The following is a 20,178-nucleotide window of genomic DNA, read 5'->3' as shown; positions in this document are numbered from 1 at the left end:
CGCGGATTCGCTCCTGCTCAACCCGCGCTCTCGCCGGCGTCCTGCCGGCTCGTCCTGGCCGTCACTCTGCGCCCGGCGCTGCGGATAGCGCCCCTCCTCCCCGCCTGCAAATTCTTCGTTTCTTTTTTTAAATTTGGTTTGGTGTGCGCTGAAGTTTCTTCACAAAACCTTCAGCCATAAAAAACGTAAGAAAGAAAAAAGCGCAAACCAACAGAACTAACCGCCATAAAAAACCCCAGGAAAGAGAAAAAAACCAGCAGCGGCGGGAAGCGCCATCCGGGTCCGCCGAGAGAGGGCACGGTTCCGGGATGAGCCGACAGGACGTCGGCGAAAGGGCGCGGTGAGCAGGAGCGAATGGCGGCCGGTCCCGGGGAAGCGGGCGTGAGCGAGGGAACCGCGCAGCGGCGGACGGGGCTGGCGCAGGGCCGGGGAGTGCAGAGGGCGCGGCCAGGCGTCCTCTGCCCGGTCGCCGCGTCGGGGCGGAGGCTGCTGCCGCCGCTGACGGCGAACGGAACCGGCCCCGGGGCCCCGTAGCGAACAGAACCGGCGCTTAACCGGCAAAAAACACCACTTTGCCCCGCTGAAAGGTGGCCTGCACCGGCGCAATCCGCGCCACGGCTTCAGCGGAGCAGCTGGCTGACACCAGCATCATGCTGGCTTCATCCTGCAGCGCAGGCCACTGCCGCACGCCCTGATTAGAGAGCGGCAGAATACCTCCGGTTGCGATATGCAGCGCGCGGCTTAGCCCATACTCATCAGAGCCGCGGTAAAGCTGAGCATAGAGATTGGCTTTTTCCAGCATGCTGCCGGTGCCAAAAGGGGACCAGTGATCGATCACGCTGTCAGTGCCGGTCATCACGTTGACGCCTGCCGCCTGCAGCTGCGGCAGCGGCATGGTCAGTCTGCCGATCGGAATGGTGGACGCCAGGCTAATCTGCTGCTCCGCCATGCCGGCAATCATCCGATCCAGCGCACCTCCCTCCAGCGTGGCCAGTGCAAAGCCGTGGCTCAGCGTTACGCGCCCTTTAAGCTGCGGATGACGGGCAACGGTATCAATCATGTACTGAATAGCCGCTACGCCCGCCGCGCTGATTTCGTGCAGATGGATATCCACGCCGCGCTGATAGTCGAGCGCTATCTGAAACATCGCATCAAGCGACGCTTCCATTGCGCCATCAACGCTGGTCGGATCGAGGCCGCCCACATGCGTGACGCCCGGCTGCATCGCCTCGCGCATCAGCCGATCAACCTTTGAGTGCAGCAGGCCGTGTTGCGGAAAGGCAACAATTCCGCAGCGGAAATCGGGATGCTGTGCCAGCGCCTGCTGCAGGTGCGCCAGGCTCTGCAGGCCGCTGACCGGATCGATGTTGCAGTGGCTGCGCGCTTCGGTGGTGCCTTTGCTCTGCAGCAGGGCAATCAGCGCTTCGGCACGCGCCTGTGAAGTGGGGAGCAGCTGCGGGATCAGCACCTCTTCCCGGGCGATCATATCCATAATGGTTTTGCCCTGACGCGGGCGCGGAGCCTGCCACGGGCCGCCGTAAAACGTCTTATCAAGGTGGATATGCATATCACGGGTGCGGGGCAGCAGCAGCGCGCCCTGTGCATCCCACTGCGGCAGCGCAGCGTTGCGTGGCGTGCTGGCTGGCTCAATCGCGACAAACAGCCCCTCTTTAATCGTGAGGTTGTAGCACGCGGTGCGGGTGGCGATCACCTCGCCGCCTTCGCGTTCAAACGCCTCTTCAAGACGCACGTTGCAGAGCTGATAGTGAGCAGCGTCAGGCGGGGGTAGGGCAGTCTGACAGGCTGGAAGAGCGGGTAACGGCGCGGCGCGACTCATACCGGCAGCCAGCAGGCTTCCGGCGGCGGTCAGGCGAACGCCCTGGCTGAGAAAAGAACGACGGCTGGCAGAGGTAACGGACATAAAAGGCTCCGGATCGCAGGGAAAACTCTAATCTGACAAATCTGCCGCGCCGCCGCTGCGATATTTGTCACTGCCCGGCAGTGGAAAAATCACTGCCACTGCAGATGGCAGAACTCAGCCAGCGCCTGCGCCAGCGTCTGCTGCAGCGCATCCTGCGGCAGACGGCAGAACAGCGCCAGCTCAAAATGTGTGACCGGCGGCAGACCCTCGGCGAGGCCCAGCACGCGATGGCCGGGGAGACGGCAGCTGGCGGGCAGCAGCGTCAGGCCCAGTCCGGCTTCGCTGGCGCTGGCGAGCGCCGCCAGGCTGGCACTGCTGTAGCTGATGCGCCAGCTGCGCGCCAGCTGGTCCAGCGCCTGGCACATCTCCTCCCGGTAGAGTCCCTGCTGCGGGAATACCACCAGCGGGACCGGCGAGCGGGTAAAGCAGGGATGAGCCTGGCTATCGAGCCAGAGCAGCGGCTCAGGGCGCGAGGCGAGGGGACGCTCGCCGCCGGGCTGCTTGATGAGCATGATATCCAGCTCTTCACGCAGCCATGCACGGTGCAGATCAACATACATGCCGCTCATAACATCAAGACGCAGCTGCGGGTGTGCCCGGCTGAAATCCGCCAGCAGCCCGGCGGTCGGCGCTGCAAAATCTTCCGGTACGCCAAGCCGCAGAACGCCGTCTCGCCAGGTATCGCCCATGACATCCCACGCTTCACCGTTAAGCGTAATGATGCGGCGCGCGTAGGCCAGCATCTTTTCACCCTCTTCGGTCAGCGTAACCTGATGTGACGTGCGTACCAGCAGCGCTTTGCCGAGCATCTCCTCCAGCCGGCGCACCTGCTGGCTGACGGTGGACTGAGAAAGATGAACCCGCCCGGCGGCTCGGGTAAAGCTGGCGGTTTCGCAGACGGCAACAAAGCTCAGCAGCTGCTGAGGCGTGAACATAGGCTGACGATTCATTTTTCCACTGTTCGCTATGGCATTATTTTATTTCACAATAGTAAACGCTGCTGCGATGCTGGCAACCTTTTAACACTGAGAGTGTTTATGAACAGAAATTCGCTGACGCTGGCCGCCCTGATCCTGGCCGGACTGAATATGCGTCCGCTGCTGACGTCGGTCAGCCCGCTGCTCGGTCAGCTGCGCCAGGCGATCGGCCTGTCACCGCTGGCGGCGTCGCTGCTGCCGGCGGTGCCGATGATCATGATGGGCGCGGTGGCGCTGCTGAGCGCATCGCTTTTACAGCGTATTGCGCTGCAGCGCCTGCTGCAGGCGGGATTACTGCTGCTGCTGCTGGCGCTGCTGGCGCGTGCAGCTACCGGCAGCGGCAGCGGACTGGTCGCCAGCGCGCTGGTTGCGGGCCTCGGTGCTGGCGTGGTGCAGATGGCGATGCCGGGTGTGATCCGCCAGCGTTTTGCACAGCGCAGCGCTGCCGTAACCGGGCTGTGGGCGGGGGCGCTGATGGGCGGCGGCGGGGTGGCGGCGACGCTGACGCCCTGGATCAGCGCCAGAATGGGCTGGACGCTGGCGTTAAGCAGCTGGGCTTTACCGGCGCTGCTGGCCCTGCTGCTCTGGCTGGGGATAAGGCTGCCGGCGACGGCGACGCAGCCGGCACCGGCGCTGCCCCCGCTGTGGCGCACGCCGCGCGCCTGGTCGCTGGCGCTGAGCTTTGGCCTGGTAAACGGCGGCTACGCCACCTGCGTGGCGTGGCTCCCGGACGCGTATCAGCAGGCCGGCTGGAGTGAACAGGCGGGCGGTTCACTGCTTGGCGTAATGATTTTGTGTCAGGTTATCGGTGCGCTGCTGATGCCGCTGCTGGCCCGCCACACCGACCGGCGTCCGCCGCTGATTTTCAGCCTGCTCTGTCAGCTGACCGGTATGGCTGGCCTGCTGGTTGCGCCGCAGTTCGCCCCCTGGTGCTGGGCCGCAGTGGCCGGGTTTGGCCTGGGTGCCGCGTTTCCGCTGACGATGGTGCTGGCACTTGATCACCTGCCACACCCGCAGGCGGGCGCACGCCTGGTGGCATTTATGCAGGGCGCCGGGTTTATCATTGCCGGCTGCATGCCGTTTGTTGCCGGCCAGCTGCAGGCGTTCAGCGGCAGCTTCTCCAGCGTCTGGCTGATGCAGGGTATGATTACGCTGGGCCTGATTGCGCTGAACCTGCGCTTTCATCCGCACAGCTATACCGGCGCATTTACTCACGTGTCGCGCTGATTGGTCCTACCAAAAGCGTTAAAACCTTTTTGCCTGGTCACACTGCTGCAAAATTCTCCCGCAATGCGTTGCTTTCAGTTAACAACGCATTAACTATCTGACGCCATAAGCCCGGTTTCCTGAATGCGGTCCGACCACTTTCAGCGCATCACGGGCACTGTTGCACGGTGCATGTTTTGCTGCACCGTGCCGGTTTCACTCCTCCGGAGATAATGGCATGCAGGTATGGCAGCAAAATTATGATCCGCTTAATAATCTGTGGCTTTCCAGCCTGGTCGCAGTGATACCGATTGTTTTTTTCTTTTTTGCGCTGATTAAACTCAAGCTCAAAGGCTACCAGGCGGGCACGGCGACCGTTGTGCTGGCGCTGCTGGTGGCGCTGCTGCTGTATGGCATGCCAGTGGGGCAGGCGCTGGCGTCGGCGGTGTATGGTTTTTTCTATGGCCTGTGGCCGATCGCCTGGATCATCATTGCCGCCGTGTTTGTGTATAAGATCTCGGTTAAAACCGGGCAGTTCGACATTATTCGCGCGTCGATCCTGTCGATCACGCCGGATCAGCGCCTGCAGATGCTGATCGTCGGTTTTGCCTTTGGCGCCTTCCTGGAAGGGGCGGCAGGGTTTGGTGCGCCGGTGGCCATTACCGCTGCGCTGCTGGTCGGGCTGGGCTTCAAACCGCTCTATGCGGCGGGCCTCTGTTTAATTGTCAATACGGCGCCGGTAGCGTTCGGCGCGATGGGGATTCCGATTATTGTGGCCGGGCAGGTCACCGGGCTGGACAGCTTTCAGATTGGTCAGATGGCCGGGCGACAGCTGCCGTTTCTGACGCTGATTGTGCTGTTCTGGATTATGGCGATCATGGATGGCTGGCGCGGGGTGAAAGAGACCTGGCCGGCGGTGATCGTGGCGGGAGGATCGTTTGCCATTGCTCAGTTCCTGAGCTCCAACTTCCTCGGGCCGGAGCTGCCCGATATTATCTCCTCGCTCGCCTCATTGATCTGTCTGACGCTGTTTTTACGTCGCTGGCAGCCGGTACGCATTTTCCGTTTTGAAGAGCGCGATGCAGCTGACGCCATGCCCGGAGCGCAGCGCTATACGCTGGCGCAGATTGTGCGCGCATGGATGCCGTTTCTGTTCCTTACCGCGACGGTGACGCTGTGGAGTATTCCGCCGTTCAAGGCGCTGTTTGCCAAAGGCGGCGCACTCTATGACTGGGTCTTTACCGTGCCGGTACCGCTGCTGCATGAGCTGGTGGCGCGGATGCCGCCGGTGGTGAGTCAGGCCACGCCGTACGCTGCACTGTTTAAATTCGATGTGGTTTCAGCCACCGGCACGGCGATTCTGGTTGCGGCACTGCTGTCGATCCTCTGGCTGCGGATGAAACCGCGCGCGGCGCTGCAGACGTTCGCAGAGACGCTGAAAGAGCTGGCGCTGCCGATCTACTCTATCGGCATGGTGCTGGCGTTTGCCTTTATCTCTAACTACTCCGGGCTCTCTGCTACGCTGGCGCTGGCGCTGGCGCACACCGGGCAGGCGTTTACCTTTTTCTCACCGTTTCTCGGCTGGCTGGGCGTGTTTCTGACCGGATCGGACACCTCCTCCAACGCGCTGTTTGCCGCGCTGCAGGCGACCACGGCGCAGCAGATTGGCGTCTCTGATATCCTGCTGGTAGCCGCTAATACCACCGGCGGCGTGACCGGTAAGATGATATCGCCGCAGTCGATTGCGATCGCCTGCGCGGCGGTCGGGCTGGTGGGGAAAGAGTCCGATCTGTTCCGCTTTACCGTGAAACACAGCCTGATTTTTACCTGCATGGTCGGGGTGATCACCACGCTGCAGGCCTACGTGCTGACGTGGATGATCCCGTGAGCGCGCCGCTGCGCGAACGTCTCAGCGCCTGGATCAGCGCGCAGCAGCTGACGCCCGGCATGCGGCTGCCGGGCGAGCGCCAGCTGGCGGCGCTGCTGGGCGTCTCGCGCTCCTCCCTGCGCGAGGCGATTCAGCAGCTGATTAACAGCGGCGTGCTGATCAGCAAACGCGGCGGCGGCACCTGGCTGTGCCAGCCGCCGGAGCCCTGGTCAGAACAGCGTATCGTCGAGCCGATGCGTCAGCTGCTGGCGGCCGATCCCGACTACCGCTGGGATATTCTGGAGGCGCGCCACGCCATTGAGGCCAGTACCGCCTGGCACGCCGCGCTGCGCGCAACGGAAGCGGATAAAGAAAAACTGCGCTACGCCTTTGATGCGCTGCTGCGGCTGAACGACTGCGGCGATCCCGATCTCGCCGCGCAGGCCGATCTGCGTTTTCATCTCGCGATTGCAGAGGCTTCACACAATCTGGTCTTACTGCAGACCATGCGCGGCTTTTTCGATTTGCTGCAGTCATCGGTACTGCACAGCCGTCAGCGCATGTATACCCAGCCGGTGATTTTTAACCGCCTCAATGAGCAGCATCAGGCAATGTTTGATGCGGTGATGGCAGGAGACGCCGCTGCCGCGCGTCAGGCGGCGATGGATCACCTCGGCTTTGTCCATACCACGATGAAAACGCTGCATGAAGATGAAGCGCGTCAGGCGCGCATCACCCGCCTGCCGGGCGAAACGGCAGCGACCCGTAAGGAGAACACCTGATGATTATCTCTGCTGCCAGTGACTATCGCGCCGCAGCGCAGCGCATTTTGCCTCCGTTCCTGTTTCACTATCTGGATGGGGGTGCCTATGCTGAGCATACGCTGCGGCGCAACGTGGCTGACCTTTCAGACGTCGCGCTGCGTCAGCGGGTGCTGAAAAATATGTCCGCGCTGAGTCTGGAAACCCGGCTGTTTAATGAGACGCTGGCGATGCCGGTGGCGCTGGCGCCGGTGGGGCTGTGCGGCATGTATGCGCGCCGGGGAGAGGTACAGGCGGCGCGGGCGGCGGCACAGAAGGGGATCCCCTTTACGCTCTCTACCGTCTCGCTCTGTCCTATCGAAGAGGTGGCGCCAGCCATCAACCGGCCGATGTGGTTTCAGCTCTATGTGCTGCGCGATCGCGGATTTATGCGTAACGCGCTGGAGCGCGCCAAAGCAGCCGGCTGCACCACGCTGGTGTTTACGGTCGATATGCCCACGCCGGGGGCGCGCTATCGCGATGCGCACTCCGGCATGAGCGGGCCGCACGCCGCGCTGCGCCGCTACTGGCAGGCAGCCACCCACCCGCAGTGGGCGTGGGACGTCGGGCTGCACGGCCGGCCTCACGATCTGGGCAACATTTCAGCTTATCTCGGCAAGCCCACCGGCCTGGAGGATTACATTGGCTGGCTGGCTAACAACTTCGATCCCTCTATCTCCTGGCAGGATCTGGAGTGGATCCGCGATTTCTGGGAGGGGCCGATGGTGATTAAAGGCATTCTGGATGCGGAGGATGCGCGCGATGCGGTGCGCTTTGGCGCTGACGGCATCGTGGTCTCCAACCACGGCGGACGGCAGCTCGATGGCGTGCTCTCGTCAGCGCGTGCGCTGCCGGCCATCGCCGATGCGGTTAAAGGCGATATCACCATTCTGGCAGACAGCGGCATTCGCAGCGGTCTGGATGTGGTGCGCATGCTGGCGCTCGGTGCCGATAGCGTGCTGCTGGGACGCGCCTTTATCTATGCGCTGGCGACGCACGGGCAGCGCGGCGTGGAAAATCTGCTGACGCTGATTGAAAAAGAGATGCGGGTTGCGATGACGCTGACCGGCGCAAAATCGATCGCGGATATCACCCAGGATTCGCTGGTGCAGGCTAACGCTCTGCTGAGCGAGGCGGGTTTACAGCCCGCGCGTCCGCGCGCGGTGCGCTGAGCCAGGCAAAACAGAGCGGGTTGTCTATACTCAGTGCTGTCCACTAACAGGAGGAATGACATGACCATTCACAAGAAAGGATCGGCCCATTGGGAAGGTGACATCAAAGGTAAAGGTACCGTCAGCACAGAGAGTGGCGTACTGAATCAGCAGCCGTATGGTTTTAATACGCGCTTTGAAGGCGGGAAAGGGACCAACCCGGAAGAGCTGATTGGTGCCGCACACGCTGCCTGTTTCTCCATGGCGCTGTCGCTGATGCTGGGCAATGCCGGCCATAAGCCGGAGAGCATCGACACCACCGCCGATGTCTCGCTGGACAAAAAAGGCGAAGGCTTTGCCATCACTAAAGTGGCACTGACCAGCACGGTGTCGCTGCCGGGCGTGGATAAAGATGCCTTTGACGAGATTATTCAGAAAGCGAAAGCGGGCTGCCCGGTATCGCAGCTGCTGAATGCGGAAATCACGCTGGATTACACGCTGAATAACTGATTGCGTCACGCGCAACAGTCAATGTTTTAACGATGCGCCTGCGGGCGCATCGTTGTTTCTGCACTCAGGCATACTCTGCATCATGCAGCGCTTCGCGTACATTACGCAGGCTGCTGCGCGCAATACGATACGCCTTGCGCGGATCGCCCGCCACAAACTCAAACGTGGGTGAATAGTAGAAGGGAAGCCAGCCATCGAAGCCATTTTCCCACTCCCAGCGCACCGGGCAGGGCCAGAGGATACCGTCATACAAAATGTAATAAACCCAGCGTCCGGCAGGACGGCGGGGGCGCGATTTCTTCATGGGATTCACAACGATGATAGTGTAAAACAGCTTATATTTTGAACCTTATTGCCAGCGCTTGCAATGGCGACTGGCTAAAATGTGAGCAAAGCAGTAAATCCTGGCCTCAATTCAGCGATGAACCTCGCCGCACAGCAAGACCACGTTAGGACGGACTTTGTAGATGCGATTGGCCATGGTTTCACAGGCCGTTTTTGTCGGATAAATACGCTCTGATACCGGCAACGCGTCACAGGCATCGTGCCCGCAGGCACTCACTAATAAAACAAAACCAATCAGCATAACCGGGCTCCTTTAACACCTTCGCGCTGGTACGGAATGTGTGGCTGTGTGTTCCCTTTTTTGATCCAGTATAGACAATTGCCTCACAGGTCAATGAACACCCCGAGCGGCTTTTTTATCCGAACGGTCTGCCAGCAGCGCGCTGCGCATCCAAACCCGGCACAATCCAGGCTAAACTGTGCAGCTGACCCCTATTAAACGAGTGAGAAAAGCATGTCTGATATTGCCCATCCTGCCAGCAGTCCAAAACAGGCTGCACTGCAGCTGGTTATCGAGCTGGTCCGTGCCGGAAAATTAAGCCCTCTGCATGGCGATGCGTCAAATATGATCTCCATTTATGAGCAGTTCAAGAGTCACTTTGAAGCGGATAAACATAAAGATTCTGCTATCTCCTGACAGCCTCAGCCGTCCGGCACGTTCTACTGCAGCTAACCGATGCTGCGGCGACGGCCAGACGGCTGTTTCATGCAATTATGCCCCTGCCCCTGTATAATCACTCTCCTGCACTATTTTTCTGCCAGTTAATTTATCCGGATTGAGTTTTGATATTTCTCACACTTTCTGTATCCAGATCTGAAACCGGTTGCAGAAAATCTTCTGGCTGTGTATTCGTTAATTAAACATCATTCAAAGGAAACGATCATGCCAAAGATTTTACTGTGCTGTGCCGCCGGAATGTCCACCAGCATGGTGGTGCAGAAAATGGAAAAAGCGGCAAAGGAGCAGGGTGTTGATGTTGAGATAAAAGCAGTGGGCATAGAGGAGTTTAACGAACAAATTCAGGATGTTGACTGCTGCCTGCTTGGTCCGCAAATCAAATATAAACTGGCTGATTTCGCCCCGATAGCCCAGCAGCTTAATAAGCCTATCGCCGTCATAAATAGCATGGATTACGGCATGATGAACGGCGAAAAAATATTAGCAGATTCATTAAAACTGATTCACCCCTGAAAATAACGCCCGCACTCAAATAATTCTTCCGCCTGCGCAGCTGCTGCGCAGGTTAATTCTCTTGTTGCCTGTTGCAAGGAGCTTGCCCATGAGCAGCATCAGTGAATCTTTATTTGGCGTCATTGAAAACCGCATCAGCCCATTCGCCGGACGCCTCTCCAGCCAGCGTCACGTCATCGCAATTCGCGATGGTTTCATCGCTTCTATGCCGTTTCTGATTGTCGGCTCGTTTATGCTGCTGTTTGCCCATCCGCCATTCTCTGCCGACAGTTCATGGGCCTTCGCACAGTGGTGGCTGGGTATGGTGCAGGCGCATGAAGCGCAGATCATGATGCCCTACAACATGACGATGGGTATTATGGCGCTCTACATCGCCAGCGCTATCGCCTATAACCTTGCCACCAGCTACAAAATGAACGGTTTTATGGCGGCGAGCCTGTCGCTGATGGCTTTTCTGGTGGTGGCAGCTCCCCAGAGCGATAAGATGCTGCCGGTAGGCTCGCTGGGTGGTGAAGGGATCTTCACGGCGATTCTGGTGGCGCTGTTTGCCACAGAAATGATGCATTTCCTGCAGAAACACCATATCGGCTTTAAGCTGCCCGAGCAGGTTCCGCCAAAAATCCGCCAGTCGTTTGATCTGCTGATCCCGATTGTCGCCATTTTTCTCACGCTATTTCCGCTCAGCCTGTGGGTGCAGGCGCAGTTTGGCATGCTGCTGCCACAGGCGATTATGGCCATCTTCGCGCCGGTCATCTCCGCATCTGATTCACTGCCCGCGGTACTGATTGCGGTGCTTTTGTGCCATATGCTGTGGTTTGCCGGCATTCATGGTGCGGTGATCGTCGGGGGCATTCTGCAGGCGTTCTGGCTGACCAATCTCGGGCTGAATCAGCAGGCGCTGAACGCCGGTGAGCCGGTCATGCACGTGTTTATTGAACCTTTCTGGCAGTTTTTCATTGTGATAGGCGGATCGGGTTCCACTATGGGGCTGGTGCTGCTTTATCTGCGCAGCCGTTCAGCGCACCTGCGCTCAATTGGCAAACTGAGCATTGTGCCCAGCATGTTTAACATCAACGAGCCGGTAATATTTGGCTCACCGGTGGTGATGAATCCCATCCTGTTTATTCCGTTTCTGCTTGCGCCGCTGGTTAACGCCGTGATCGCCTGGACCGCCACCAAAACTAACCTGATTAATCACGTTGTCTCACTGGCGCCGTGGACCACGCCCGCCCCGATTGGTGCCGCCTGGTCAACCGGCTGGGACTGGCGCGTGATCGTGCTGATCGCCGTGCTGGTGGCGATTGCCACGCTTATTTACTACCCGTTTTTCAAGATGTTTGAGCGCCAGCTGCTGCAACAGGAGCAGGAGCAGGCCGCAGCGGCACAACTGGCTAAGGAGTCATGATGGAAATTGATGAAACCACGGTAATGGAGCTGATCATTCAGGCGGGAGAGGCGCGCTCCTGCGCCATGCAGGCGCTGCGTGCGGCGCGTAATCAGGCGTGGAGTGAAGCGGACGCACAGCTCACGGCCGCCACGCAGGCGGCAAAAGCGGCGCATCGTATCCAGACCGAACTGATTGGTGCTGATGAGGGCTGCGGCAAAATTCCGGTCAATTTAATTATGGTACATGCCCAGGATCATCTGATGAACGCCATGCTCTGTCGCGAACTGGCGGAAGAGATCATTCAGCTGCGTCGTGAACTGGCGGCGCAACAGTAAGGAGCAGCTATGCAGCATCATAATCCCGGTGCGTTTCCGGATGGATTTCTCTGGGGCGCATCAACGTCGGCGTATCAGGTTGAGGGCGCATGGAATACGGATGGCAAAGGACCGTCAGTCATCGACCACGCGCGCTTCAGCGATAACGTCACTGACTTTACCGTCTGCAGCGATCACTATCACCGCTTTAAAGAGGATATTGCGCTGCTGGCCGAAATGGGATTGAAAACCTACCGGTTTTCGATTGCCTGGAGCCGCCTTTATCCCGACGGCGACGGCGAGCTTAATCCGGCTGGCGTGGCGTTTTACCAGCAGCTGATTGATGAAATCTGCCGGCACGGCATTGAACCGCTGGTCACGCTCTACCATTTTGATCTGCCGTGGGCGCTGCAGCAGGCGGGCGGCTGGTCAAACCGGCGCACTGTCGCAGCGTTTGAGCGCTTTGCCGTCACCTGCTTTGAACACTATGGCAAGCAGGTAAAATACTGGCTGACCATCAATGAGCAGAACATGATGATCCTCAAGGGCGAGGTCATCGGCACGCTGGCAGAGGTCACAGAAGATGTGCAGCGCAGCCTCTATCAGCAGAATCACCATATGATGCTGGCGCAGGCGCAGGCGATGATCGCCTGTCATCAGCGTCTGCCGGGTGCAAAAATCGGCCCGGCACCGAATATCTCCTGCGTTTACGCCGCCAGCTCAAGGCCGGAAGATGTGCTGGCCGCCGATAATTTTTCAGCCATTCGTAACTGGCTCTATCTCGATCTTGCGGTACACGGACGTTACAACGCGGTGGTGTGGGCCTTTTTACAGCAGCGTGGCTGGCTGCCGGAGATTGCGGCGGATGATATGGCGATCATTGCAGCGGGCAAACCCGATTTTATCGCGTTTAACTACTACGCCTCCGCTACCGTCAGCGCTGACCTGCCGGATGCGGCACGCGGTGAACTCAACAGTAAGCAGAAAGCGGATCAGCAGATGGCGGGCATCGACAGCACGGTGTATGTCGGCTGCAATAATCCGCATCTGTCGCAGAATCAGTTTGGCTGGTATATCGATCCGGTCGGCTTTCGCATCACCGCCCGTGAGATCTACGCGCGCTATGCGCTGCCGCTGATTGTCACAGAAAATGGCCTGGGCGCCTTTGATACGCTGGAGGCGGGCAACAAAGTACACGACGATTATCGTATCGCCTATCTGCGCGATCATCTGCGGCAGCTGCGGCTGGCGATTGCGGATGGCGTGGTGCTGTTTGGCTACTGCCCGTGGTCAGCGATCGATCTGGTCAGTACCCATCAGGGGATCGGTAAACGCTACGGCTTTATCTATGTAAACCGCGATGAACATGACCTGAAAGATCTGGCGCGCTATCGTAAAAAGAGCTTTTTCTGGTATCAGCAGCTTATTGCCAGCAACGGCGCTACGCTCGACGACGCGGTCAGCTACTGATCGCGCCGCGCGGGTCCGTCAGCAACCGACGCGCGTTCAATCAGCCGCCCGCTAAAGGGCGGTAACACGCTAACCGGCTTGCCTTCCAGCATGGCGACCAGCTGCGCCAGCGTGTGCTGGATCATTTCAGCAACCGGCACATGTACCGTGGTCAGCGGCGGCAGAAAAAAGGCGGCCATATTAATGTCATCGAAACCCACCAGAGAGACATCCTGCGGCAGCCGTTTTCCAGCCTCGTGCAGCGCCAGTGCCGCGCCCATCGCCATATCGTCATTACTCGCCATCAGCGCGCTGAACGCGATCTGCGACGCCAGCAGCTGCTGTGTGGCCAGCTGACCGCTGAGCGAGGTCCATGCGCCCTGGATGACCCGGCCAGGCTCAAAGGGTAGCTGATGGGCAGCCAGCGCCTGCTGATAGCCCGCCAGCCGTGCGGCAGCGGTGGGCGAGCCCGGCAGGCCAGTAATAAAGGCGATATCCTGATGCCCGCGCTGGATCAGATACCGTACGGCATCAAAGGTATTCTGCTGATGTGTGGCCCAGACGCAGTGTTCTGCATGCTGCGTCAGCTGCCGGTTTACCACCATAATCGGAATGGCGTGCTGCTCAATCAGCGCTTCCAGCGCGGCCGTATCCAGAAAGCGCGGATAGATAATGATCGCGTCACAGCGCAGATCGAGCAGAAATTCAATGGCCGCCCGTTCATCGTCGGCGCTGGTTTTACCGTCCGCCAGAATCAGCTGGCGCCCGTAGTTATTGGTCAGGGTGGCGGTCTGATAAAGCAGCTCGCTGAAATAGGGGCCATTGAACAGGGAATGGGTGACAATCAGACCAATATTCTGTGACTTCTGCGTTGCCAGACTGCGTGCCAGCAGGTTAGGACGATAGCCGGTCTCTTCGATCGCCTGAAATACTTTCTGCTGTGTCGCTTTACTGACGTAGCGCGTACCCGCCAGTACGCGCGATACGGTGGCTTTAGAGACGCCAGCCTTCCGGGCCACATCCAGCATTGTAATCATTTTTCCGTCCCATCATCCCTTCACGTGTAAGTGTGATAGTAACTGAAAATGCGCGGCGGCAGAGGAGTGCCCAGGTAAACAGTGAAGCCGATCAGGCAAAGAACCAGGCGGGCAGGATCGCAATCAGATTATTCAGCGTATGCAGGAAAATGGGCAGGGCGAGGTTATTACTGCGCAGGCGCGCATAGCAGAGCAGCAGCGAAAAGAGCGTCAGCGCTACCAGCGTTTCCCAGTGCACATATTGCGTATGCAGCGCCGCAAACAGCAGCGACGTCAGCAGCATGCAGGCGAAGCGGCTGCGGGGCGCCCAGAGCAGAAACGCCTGCAGCAGGAAGCCGCGAAACAGCACTTCTTCAAATACCGGCGCCAGCAGTACTGCCGTCAGCAGCAAAATCAGCATTGAGTTGCGCCCCTGCTGGCTCTGCTCAATCAGCCAGCCCTCCGGCTGTAAAAACTGCGTCTGAGCCACCATCAGCAGAAACAGGGCACCAATAAACAGCAGCGTCTGCAGAGGCCGCAGGGCACCCAGCGGAATATCGCTGCGCCGCTGACAATAAAAGCGGTAGAGCGGATAGATCACGGCGAACTCAAACAGGCAGAGTACCGGCACCAGCAGGCCATCATTCCGCAACGCACTATAGTTGGGAAAGAGCGTGATCAGCATCGTTACGAGGTAATAGACAACAAAGCAGCCCGCATAAAACAGGGTTAAGGTGACTTTGTCGGATTGAGTATCCATAGGCGACTCAGCGGGCAGGGGGAATGGCATAGTAGCAATGGCGCTGAGTGCTGTCGAGGTGCGCGATCTCAGATTTCAGTACCACCTGAGCTTTACAATAAAAACCAGGCACGGCGGGCAGATACCCGACGGGCGTGCCTGGCGGTCACCGGCCAGCGCGTTAACGAACGCGAACAGCCACGAACGTCATCAGAATAGCGCAGCCGATAAAAATCATGAGTTCCATAGTAAGCCTCCTCAGATGATTCTTAGAAATGATAGTTTTTTTCTGGGCAAAAGTGAGTCATTTAGTGCGATTAATCCTAAACTGGTCGCAGAAAATAGCCGTTTCCGGCGTGTAAACGGGCATTTTTTCAGCCGTTAGCGTTCGTTTAGGCGCCGCGCTTTGCTACTCTCAGAGGCGACATTGTTATCTGTTCGAAGGAGAGAGTTGTGACGCATTGTGGAAAAGTCCTGTTGCTAACCGCTGCCATGGCCTTGAGCGCCTGTCAGTCTGCCGGCAAAACCAGTACCCAGGCTGAGGCCAGCGTGGATCCGGAAACCGATCAGTGCCGCGCATCGCAGTATCAGCATTTTGTCGGCCAGCCGCTGACTGCAATCGGCAGCCAGAAATTTGCGGGTCCGGTACGCGCGATCCCCTGGAACGGTGCCGTCACCATGGACTTTAATCTGCACCGGCTCAATTTCATGGGCGATAAAGAGGGCAATATCACCCGCGTCTACTGCGGCTGACATCAGACTGACACGCGACTGTCATCGGGTTGTCATGCCCGGCGGCGAGGATACTCTGACAAACAGAGATCGCCTCGTCATCTCAGACATGCACTGTTCGTCTTGTTTCTTCCCGCTGCGGCGGGAATTTTTTTAACCGGCGAACGCGCTACTGCAACAAGAGGTAATGATGAAAAGATTTTCAGGCTTTCTGCTGTTAACGCTGCTGGCCCCGCTGGCGCATGCATCCGGCGAAGCTGCCTGGCAGGAAAATGAGCAGCAGAGCCGTCAGGCGTGCCTGCTGGCCAGTACGCTGGCGCAGGCGAAAATTGTGGGTAAGCCGGTGCAGTTTGACGACCGCACCGGTTATGACGCGCTGCTGCTGCAGGGACGCTATCCGCAAAAGCACATGAAAAACCGCACCGGACGTGAACTCTGCCTCTACCATCGTCAGAGCGGTAAAGCCGTCGTCAGCGAAGCCGATCAGCTGCAGGTCGCAAAATAAATCATCCCTCAGGCTCCCGGCTCGCTGCCCAGTAATTGTGCCAGCAGCGTCCGGTAGCTCTGCAGACGCTGCTCATCGCCCTCAAACTCCAGCTTTTCAATGACCCGCGCAATAACCGCTTTACTGGTCGCAGGCTGCCCCTCGGCCATCAGTTCCCGCATAATAGCCGCCAGCAGATCGCTCTCATGCGGCACGTGCCAGGCAGGCGTGTTGAAGTAGTCGGTAATCGCCCGACTGGCGCTGTCAGGATAGGTTCTCATGGCTGACCTCCGCAGAGACAACACGGCGTGCCGCCAGCAGGCGGCAGCAACAGAACCTGAACGGCATGCCCGCAAATGTGGCCGCGCGTCTGGTTATTTTTTAAACATAGTTGCGCGCCGTAAGCTTGTCAGCAACGTTTCGTCATATTTTTTCACATTTGCCGATCGTCCTGATGCAGCGTCAGCGTCATCTGCCAGCGCTGCTGCGTCAGCAGGAATTCCGGGCTGACGCTCGGGCTCCAGGAGTCATCGCCGCCAACTCCCATATGAAAACCATCAAGATGCAGCCAGCAGCCTGTTTCCGGTTGCAGCAGATGACGATGTGACGTATCGCGCAGCTGCTCAAGACTGTAGCGACTGAGTGAAAAGGCGAAATCACCGCTGATTTGCCAGCTGCCGCTGTCGAGCTGCCGGGTACCGCAGCGCAAGCCGTTTTCACCGGGGAAAACATAGTCGGTGGTGAGATCGGCAAGCGGCAGCTGCCAGCGGGAGAACTGCGCTGCCAGCTGGCGATCCGGATAGTTTTCGTGAGGACCCAGACCCAGCCAGCTGACCTGCTCCGGCGAGCGCGCCAGCTGGCAGCGCCAGCCGATACGCGCCGGCGGCGGTAATCCGGCGGCCTGCTCCACCGTCAGGGAAAGCGTAACCTCACCGCGGGCGCTGATAAAGTAGCGCTGGTGCGTGGTAAAGCAGACCTGCTCCTGCACGCGCCACTGATGCCAGCTTTCAATCTGTACCCCGTGCGCCAGGCTGTCGGCCTGCATCGCCAGCAGCACCGGTTCAAGCTCTTCGTAGCCGGCGCGCCGCCAGCGCTCGACCCAGGCGTTGGGATCCACGCTGGCTGCTTCACTGGTGCCGATATCGTTGTCAATCGGCGCGCGGACAAAGCAGGGCTGCAGCGGCGTCAGCAGGGTCTGCTGCTCACCCACCAGCCACGCGGTCAGCTCACCGCTGAGGCGCGAGAAGCGCCAGCGCTGCTGCGCGATCGCCACTTCAATCTCCTCCGGCTGCATAAGCAGCTGCGGCGCACTGTCGCCAATCGCCGGCAGGCGCAGCGGCAGCGCGGCAGGCAGCTGCCACTGATCCCACGCCACGCGGGCGTCAGCGTCGGACCAGGCGGTAGCGTCCGGCTGATGCACCGCAACATTCAGCCACGCGGCATCCTGCAGGCCTGACGGCAGCGCAATCTCAATCTGCTGACTGCCCTGCGGCGCAATATCGAGCGGCACCGTGCCGGTCGCAACCGGCACGCCGTCCTGCTCAATGCACCAGCGCAGCTGCTCGTTATCGCTGTGCCGGAACAGATATTCACTGGTAACGGTGATGCGGCCCGGCTGCGTGGCGTCGTGGTCAAAGCGGAAAAACTGCTGCGCGCGCTGCGCCTCAAACAGGGCGGGGTGCGGCGATCGATCAGCATAGACCAGGCCATTCATGCAGAACTGACGATCGTTGGGGGTGTCGCCAAAATCGCCGCCGTACGCCTGCCAGGCATTACCGCTGCTGTCGTAGCGCGTCAGGCTCTGATCGGCCCAGTCCCAGACAAAGCCGCCCTGCAGACGCGGAAACTCACGGAACGCCTGCCAGTATCTGGCAAAGCCGCCAAAGCTGTTCCCCATTGCGTGCGCATATTCACACAGAATCAGCGGGCGCTGTTCACCCGGCAGGCCAATCCACTTTTTCAGCGACCACTTGGGCACGGCCGGGAAGGGCTGATCCTGATCGACCCGCGCATACATCGGGCAGATAATATCGGTTGCATTGCTGTCTGCGCCGCCTCCCTCATACTGCACCGGACGCGTTGTGTCGCTGCTTTTAACCCAGCGGTAGAGGGCGTCATGCGTGCTGCCATGTCCGGATTCATTGCCCAGCGACCAGATAATAATGCAAGCGTGGTTGCGGTCGCGCTGTACCATACGCGTAACCCGCTCGCTGAAGGCGGCAAACCAGCGCGGATCGTCAGAGAGCCGGTTCATCGGCTGCATACCGTGCGTTTCAATATTTGCCTCATCCACCACATAGAGACCGTAGCGATCGCACAGGCGATACCAGAGCGGATGGTTAGGATAGTGGGCGCAGCGCACCGCATTGAAGTTATGCCGCTTCATCAGCACGATATCGCGGCGCATGCTGGCCTCATCCACTACCTGACCGCGTTCCGGATGGTGTTCATGGCGGTTAACGCCGCGGATCAGCAGCGGCTGGCCATTCAGGCAGAGCTGGCCCTGCTCAATGCTGACGCGCCGGAACCCGACATCATACGCTTCCGCTTCCAGTACCTGCTGCTGCGCATCCAGCAGTGTGACCACCGCGCGGTAAAGGTGGGGCGTCTCCGCGCTCCAGAGCCGTGGCTGACTCACCGGCAGCCGCAGCGTGGCCCGCTCCGGATAGCGTCCGCGCTCATCAATAATGGCGCTGCCGGGCGCCTGCTCCTGCGTGCCGATGCAGGTATCGCCCAGCCACAAAGAGACGCGAATATGGCAGCCTGCCAGCGCGGTCTGGCTGGCATCAAGCTTGACGCTGACGCGCAAGTCACCCTGCGAATACTCCGGGCTGAGCACGGTTTCAAGCTGGATATCCGCGAAGCGGACGTCCGGTTTATGCAGCAGCGTCACATCGCGGAAAATGCCGCTCATGCGCCACATATCCTGATCTTCCAGATAGCTGCCGTCACACCAGCGCAGCACCATCACGGCCAGGCGATTTTCGCCTGCCTGCAGCGCGGCGCTAAGGTCAAACTCCGCCGGCAAACGGCTGTCCTGAGAGTAGCCAAGCCAGTGTCCGTTACACCACACAAAGCAGGCCGAATTAACACCGTCAAAAATAATGCGCGTCTGGCCCCGCTGTAGCCACCGATCATCAACGGTAAATGTGAGCGAATAGCATCCGGTAGGGTTGGCCTGCGGCACAAACGGCGGATTAACCGGAATAGGGTACTGCACATTGGTATAAACTGGCGCATCATAACCGTACAGCTGCCAGTTAGCCGGTACCGGAAGCGCCGTAGCATCCGGCAGATCCTGCTGCAGCCAGCTCTCCGGCACCGCTTCAGGCTGGGTAAAATAGCTGAACTGCCACTCACCGTTCAGCGACTGCAGGGAAGGCGACGGGCGATCCTCGCGGGCGGCCTGTTCATCGCGCCAGCTGGCAAAGGGCGGATGGGTATCGAGACGGTGCAGGCTGGTGATAACCGGATTTTCCCAGTCGCGACGCGCCAGAATAGCCGCTAAGGAGAGCGCAGAAGTCATGATGATATCTCTGAAATTGTAATGCGCTCACATTGATGGAAATAGCATCAGCTGTAAAGCGGTCTTTGCTGAAACCGTGACAAAAAAGCAGGATCTGCAGCAGGCTGCCTGCAGCAGCAAAACGTTTCGCCATTAGATGTTGAATTGTTACGCTTTTTTAAGGCTTATTTATTCACAAAAGTGAGGAAAAGCGCTTGTTGTTTTCTTCTGCTCAGTGCTAACGTCAGCACTCCTTTCCTTATCGAGTTCATTGCATGAAAAATCTGATTGCAGAACTCCTGCTCAGGCTGGCGGAGAAAGAAGAGGCGTCCAAAGAGCTGGTGGTACAGATCGAGGCGCTGGAGATAGTACTGACTGCCATGCTGCGCCAGCTGGATGCGGAACAGCACCATCAAATCGCCAGCGCGATTAAAAACGCGATGCCGCCCGCCGCGCCGGTTGCTGAGAGCGCTGATGCGGTGCTGCTGCGAAATTACATCGAAAAATTACTCAAATACCCTCGCCAGTAAGCGCGCGTAAGCGATTTGCCGCTGTTTTACTGATTTTCGTGCCAGACTGATAA

General features: G+C 59.0%; 22 protein-coding genes. 14 read left to right on the top strand and 8 right to left on the bottom strand.

Annotation, left to right across the window (positions count from 1 at the left end):
* On the top strand, positions 1 to 180 hold a 180-nt coding region (locus tag B4M48_RS15435), incomplete at its 5' end, for a hypothetical protein (protein ID WP_288657151.1).
* Positions 181 to 550: 370 nt separating this feature from the next.
* Here B4M48_RS15435 and B4M48_RS15430 read toward each other — a convergent pair.
* Both B4M48_RS15430 and B4M48_RS15425 read right to left on the bottom strand, forming a co-directional pair.
* Positions 551 to 1,921 carry an amidohydrolase gene (locus tag B4M48_RS15430; RefSeq protein WP_071668599.1) on the bottom strand — a complete coding sequence of 457 codons (1,371 nt, stop codon included), beginning with the start codon at positions 1,919 to 1,921 and terminating at the stop codon, positions 551 to 553.
* Between the two features lie 89 nt (positions 1,922 to 2,010).
* A complete protein-coding gene (locus B4M48_RS15425) occupies positions 2,011 to 2,871 on the bottom strand; it encodes a LysR family transcriptional regulator (protein ID WP_071668600.1) in 861 nt (286 codons plus the stop codon).
* An 87-nt stretch (positions 2,872 to 2,958) separates the two neighbouring features.
* Between B4M48_RS15425 and B4M48_RS15420 the strand changes: the two genes are divergently transcribed.
* The 5 genes from B4M48_RS15420 to B4M48_RS15400 all read left to right on the top strand — a co-directional run bounded on the left by B4M48_RS15420 (position 2,959) and on the right by B4M48_RS15400 (position 8,432).
* A complete protein-coding gene (locus B4M48_RS15420; protein WP_039382919.1) occupies positions 2,959 to 4,125 on the top strand; it encodes a cyanate transporter in 1,167 nt (388 codons plus the stop codon).
* Positions 4,126 to 4,342: 217 nt separating this feature from the next.
* Positions 4,343 to 5,992, top strand: a complete 1,650-nt coding sequence (gene lldP, locus B4M48_RS15415; protein WP_039382920.1) for an L-lactate permease — start codon at positions 4,343 to 4,345, stop codon at positions 5,990 to 5,992.
* Positions 5,989 to 6,753 carry a transcriptional regulator LldR gene (gene lldR / locus B4M48_RS15410; RefSeq protein ID WP_223810701.1) on the top strand — a complete coding sequence of 255 codons (765 nt, stop codon included), beginning with the start codon at positions 5,989 to 5,991 and terminating at the stop codon, positions 6,751 to 6,753. Before lldP ends, lldR begins: the two co-directional genes overlap by 4 nt.
* Positions 6,753 to 7,943 (top strand): FMN-dependent L-lactate dehydrogenase LldD, encoded by a 1,191-nt coding sequence (gene lldD / locus B4M48_RS15405; RefSeq protein WP_071668602.1) that lies wholly within the window; start codon positions 6,753 to 6,755, stop codon positions 7,941 to 7,943. Before lldR ends, lldD begins: the two co-directional genes overlap by 1 nt.
* Positions 7,944 to 8,003: 60 nt before the next feature.
* Positions 8,004 to 8,432 (top strand): OsmC family protein, encoded by a 429-nt coding sequence (locus B4M48_RS15400; protein WP_071668603.1) that lies wholly within the window; start codon positions 8,004 to 8,006, stop codon positions 8,430 to 8,432.
* A 64-nt stretch (positions 8,433 to 8,496) separates the two neighbouring features.
* Here B4M48_RS15400 and B4M48_RS15395 read toward each other — a convergent pair whose 3' ends face one another.
* Together B4M48_RS15395 and B4M48_RS15390 are read right to left on the bottom strand one after the other, a co-directional pair.
* A complete protein-coding gene (locus B4M48_RS15395; protein ID WP_039382924.1) occupies positions 8,497 to 8,736 on the bottom strand; it encodes a hypothetical protein in 240 nt (79 codons plus the stop codon).
* Between the two features lie 111 nt (positions 8,737 to 8,847).
* Positions 8,848 to 9,018 carry a hypothetical protein gene (locus tag B4M48_RS15390; RefSeq protein WP_166713742.1) on the bottom strand — a complete coding sequence of 57 codons (171 nt, stop codon included), beginning with the start codon at positions 9,016 to 9,018 and terminating at the stop codon, positions 8,848 to 8,850.
* A 213-nt stretch (positions 9,019 to 9,231) separates the two neighbouring features.
* Here B4M48_RS15390 and B4M48_RS15385 point away from each other — a divergent pair, with 213 nt between their 5' ends.
* The 5 genes from B4M48_RS15385 (at position 9,232) to B4M48_RS15365 (ending at position 13,140) form a co-directional block, all read left to right on the top strand.
* Positions 9,232 to 9,414: a hypothetical protein gene (locus B4M48_RS15385; protein ID WP_039382925.1), complete on the top strand. Its 183-nt coding sequence runs from the start codon at positions 9,232 to 9,234 to the stop codon at positions 9,412 to 9,414.
* Between the two features lie 246 nt (positions 9,415 to 9,660).
* Positions 9,661 to 9,969 carry a PTS sugar transporter subunit IIB gene (locus tag B4M48_RS15380; protein ID WP_071668604.1) on the top strand — a complete coding sequence of 103 codons (309 nt, stop codon included), beginning with the start codon at positions 9,661 to 9,663 and terminating at the stop codon, positions 9,967 to 9,969.
* Between the two features lie 88 nt (positions 9,970 to 10,057).
* The gene (locus B4M48_RS15375; RefSeq protein ID WP_288657145.1) at positions 10,058 to 11,374 is read left to right on the top strand and encodes a PTS sugar transporter subunit IIC; all 1,317 of its coding nucleotides are present in this window, start codon (positions 10,058 to 10,060) and stop codon (positions 11,372 to 11,374) included.
* Positions 11,374 to 11,691: a PTS lactose/cellobiose transporter subunit IIA gene (locus tag B4M48_RS15370; RefSeq protein ID WP_039382928.1), complete on the top strand. Its 318-nt coding sequence runs from the start codon at positions 11,374 to 11,376 to the stop codon at positions 11,689 to 11,691. The genes B4M48_RS15375 and B4M48_RS15370 overlap by 1 nt, the downstream gene beginning before the upstream one ends.
* 9 nt (positions 11,692 to 11,700) lie before the next feature.
* Positions 11,701 to 13,140, top strand: coding sequence for a glycoside hydrolase family 1 protein (locus tag B4M48_RS15365; RefSeq protein WP_071668606.1), 1,440 nt, complete (start codon positions 11,701 to 11,703; stop codon positions 13,138 to 13,140).
* Here the strand turns inward: B4M48_RS15365 and B4M48_RS15360 are convergent.
* A complete protein-coding gene (locus tag B4M48_RS15360; protein WP_039382930.1) occupies positions 13,134 to 14,156 on the bottom strand; it encodes a LacI family DNA-binding transcriptional regulator in 1,023 nt (340 codons plus the stop codon). The two genes, B4M48_RS15365 and B4M48_RS15360, sit on opposite strands and share 7 nt — an antisense overlap.
* Before the next feature lie 91 nt (positions 14,157 to 14,247).
* A complete protein-coding gene (locus B4M48_RS15355) occupies positions 14,248 to 14,895 on the bottom strand; it encodes a CPBP family intramembrane glutamic endopeptidase (RefSeq protein ID WP_039382931.1) in 648 nt (215 codons plus the stop codon).
* Between the two features lie 432 nt (positions 14,896 to 15,327).
* Between B4M48_RS15355 and B4M48_RS15350 the strand changes: the two genes are divergently transcribed.
* Together B4M48_RS15350 and B4M48_RS15345 are read left to right on the top strand one after the other, a co-directional pair.
* Positions 15,328 to 15,627, top strand: coding sequence for an I78 family peptidase inhibitor (locus tag B4M48_RS15350; RefSeq protein WP_039382933.1), 300 nt, complete (start codon positions 15,328 to 15,330; stop codon positions 15,625 to 15,627).
* A gap of 169 nt (positions 15,628 to 15,796) precedes the next feature.
* Entirely contained in the window at positions 15,797 to 16,111 is a 315-nt protein-coding gene (locus B4M48_RS15345) for a hypothetical protein (protein WP_288657142.1), read from the top strand.
* An 8-nt stretch (positions 16,112 to 16,119) separates the two neighbouring features.
* On the opposite strand, the gene B4M48_RS15340 is transcribed toward B4M48_RS15345, so the two are convergent.
* Together B4M48_RS15340 and B4M48_RS15335 are read right to left on the bottom strand one after the other, a co-directional pair.
* The gene (locus tag B4M48_RS15340) at positions 16,120 to 16,371 is read right to left on the bottom strand and encodes a biofilm development regulator YmgB/AriR family protein (RefSeq protein WP_039382934.1); all 252 of its coding nucleotides are present in this window, start codon (positions 16,369 to 16,371) and stop codon (positions 16,120 to 16,122) included.
* A gap of 152 nt (positions 16,372 to 16,523) precedes the next feature.
* Complete coding sequence (locus B4M48_RS15335; protein WP_288657140.1) at positions 16,524 to 19,616, bottom strand: beta-galactosidase; 3,093 nt, start codon at positions 19,614 to 19,616, stop codon at positions 16,524 to 16,526.
* A 254-nt stretch (positions 19,617 to 19,870) separates the two neighbouring features.
* On the opposite strand from B4M48_RS15335, the gene iraP reads away from it, so the two are divergent.
* Positions 19,871 to 20,125: an anti-adapter protein IraP gene (gene iraP, locus B4M48_RS15330; protein WP_071668610.1), complete on the top strand. Its 255-nt coding sequence runs from the start codon at positions 19,871 to 19,873 to the stop codon at positions 20,123 to 20,125.
* Positions 20,126 to 20,178: the final 53 nt, after the last annotated feature.

This window comes from Pantoea sp. UBA6567 (genome assembly GCF_002434165.1).
GTDB classification, from domain to species: Bacteria; Pseudomonadota; Gammaproteobacteria; order Enterobacterales; family Enterobacteriaceae; genus Pantoea; species Pantoea eucrina.
Note: the sequence above shows the minus strand (reverse complement) of the source record. Positions and strands in the feature narration are given on the sequence as shown.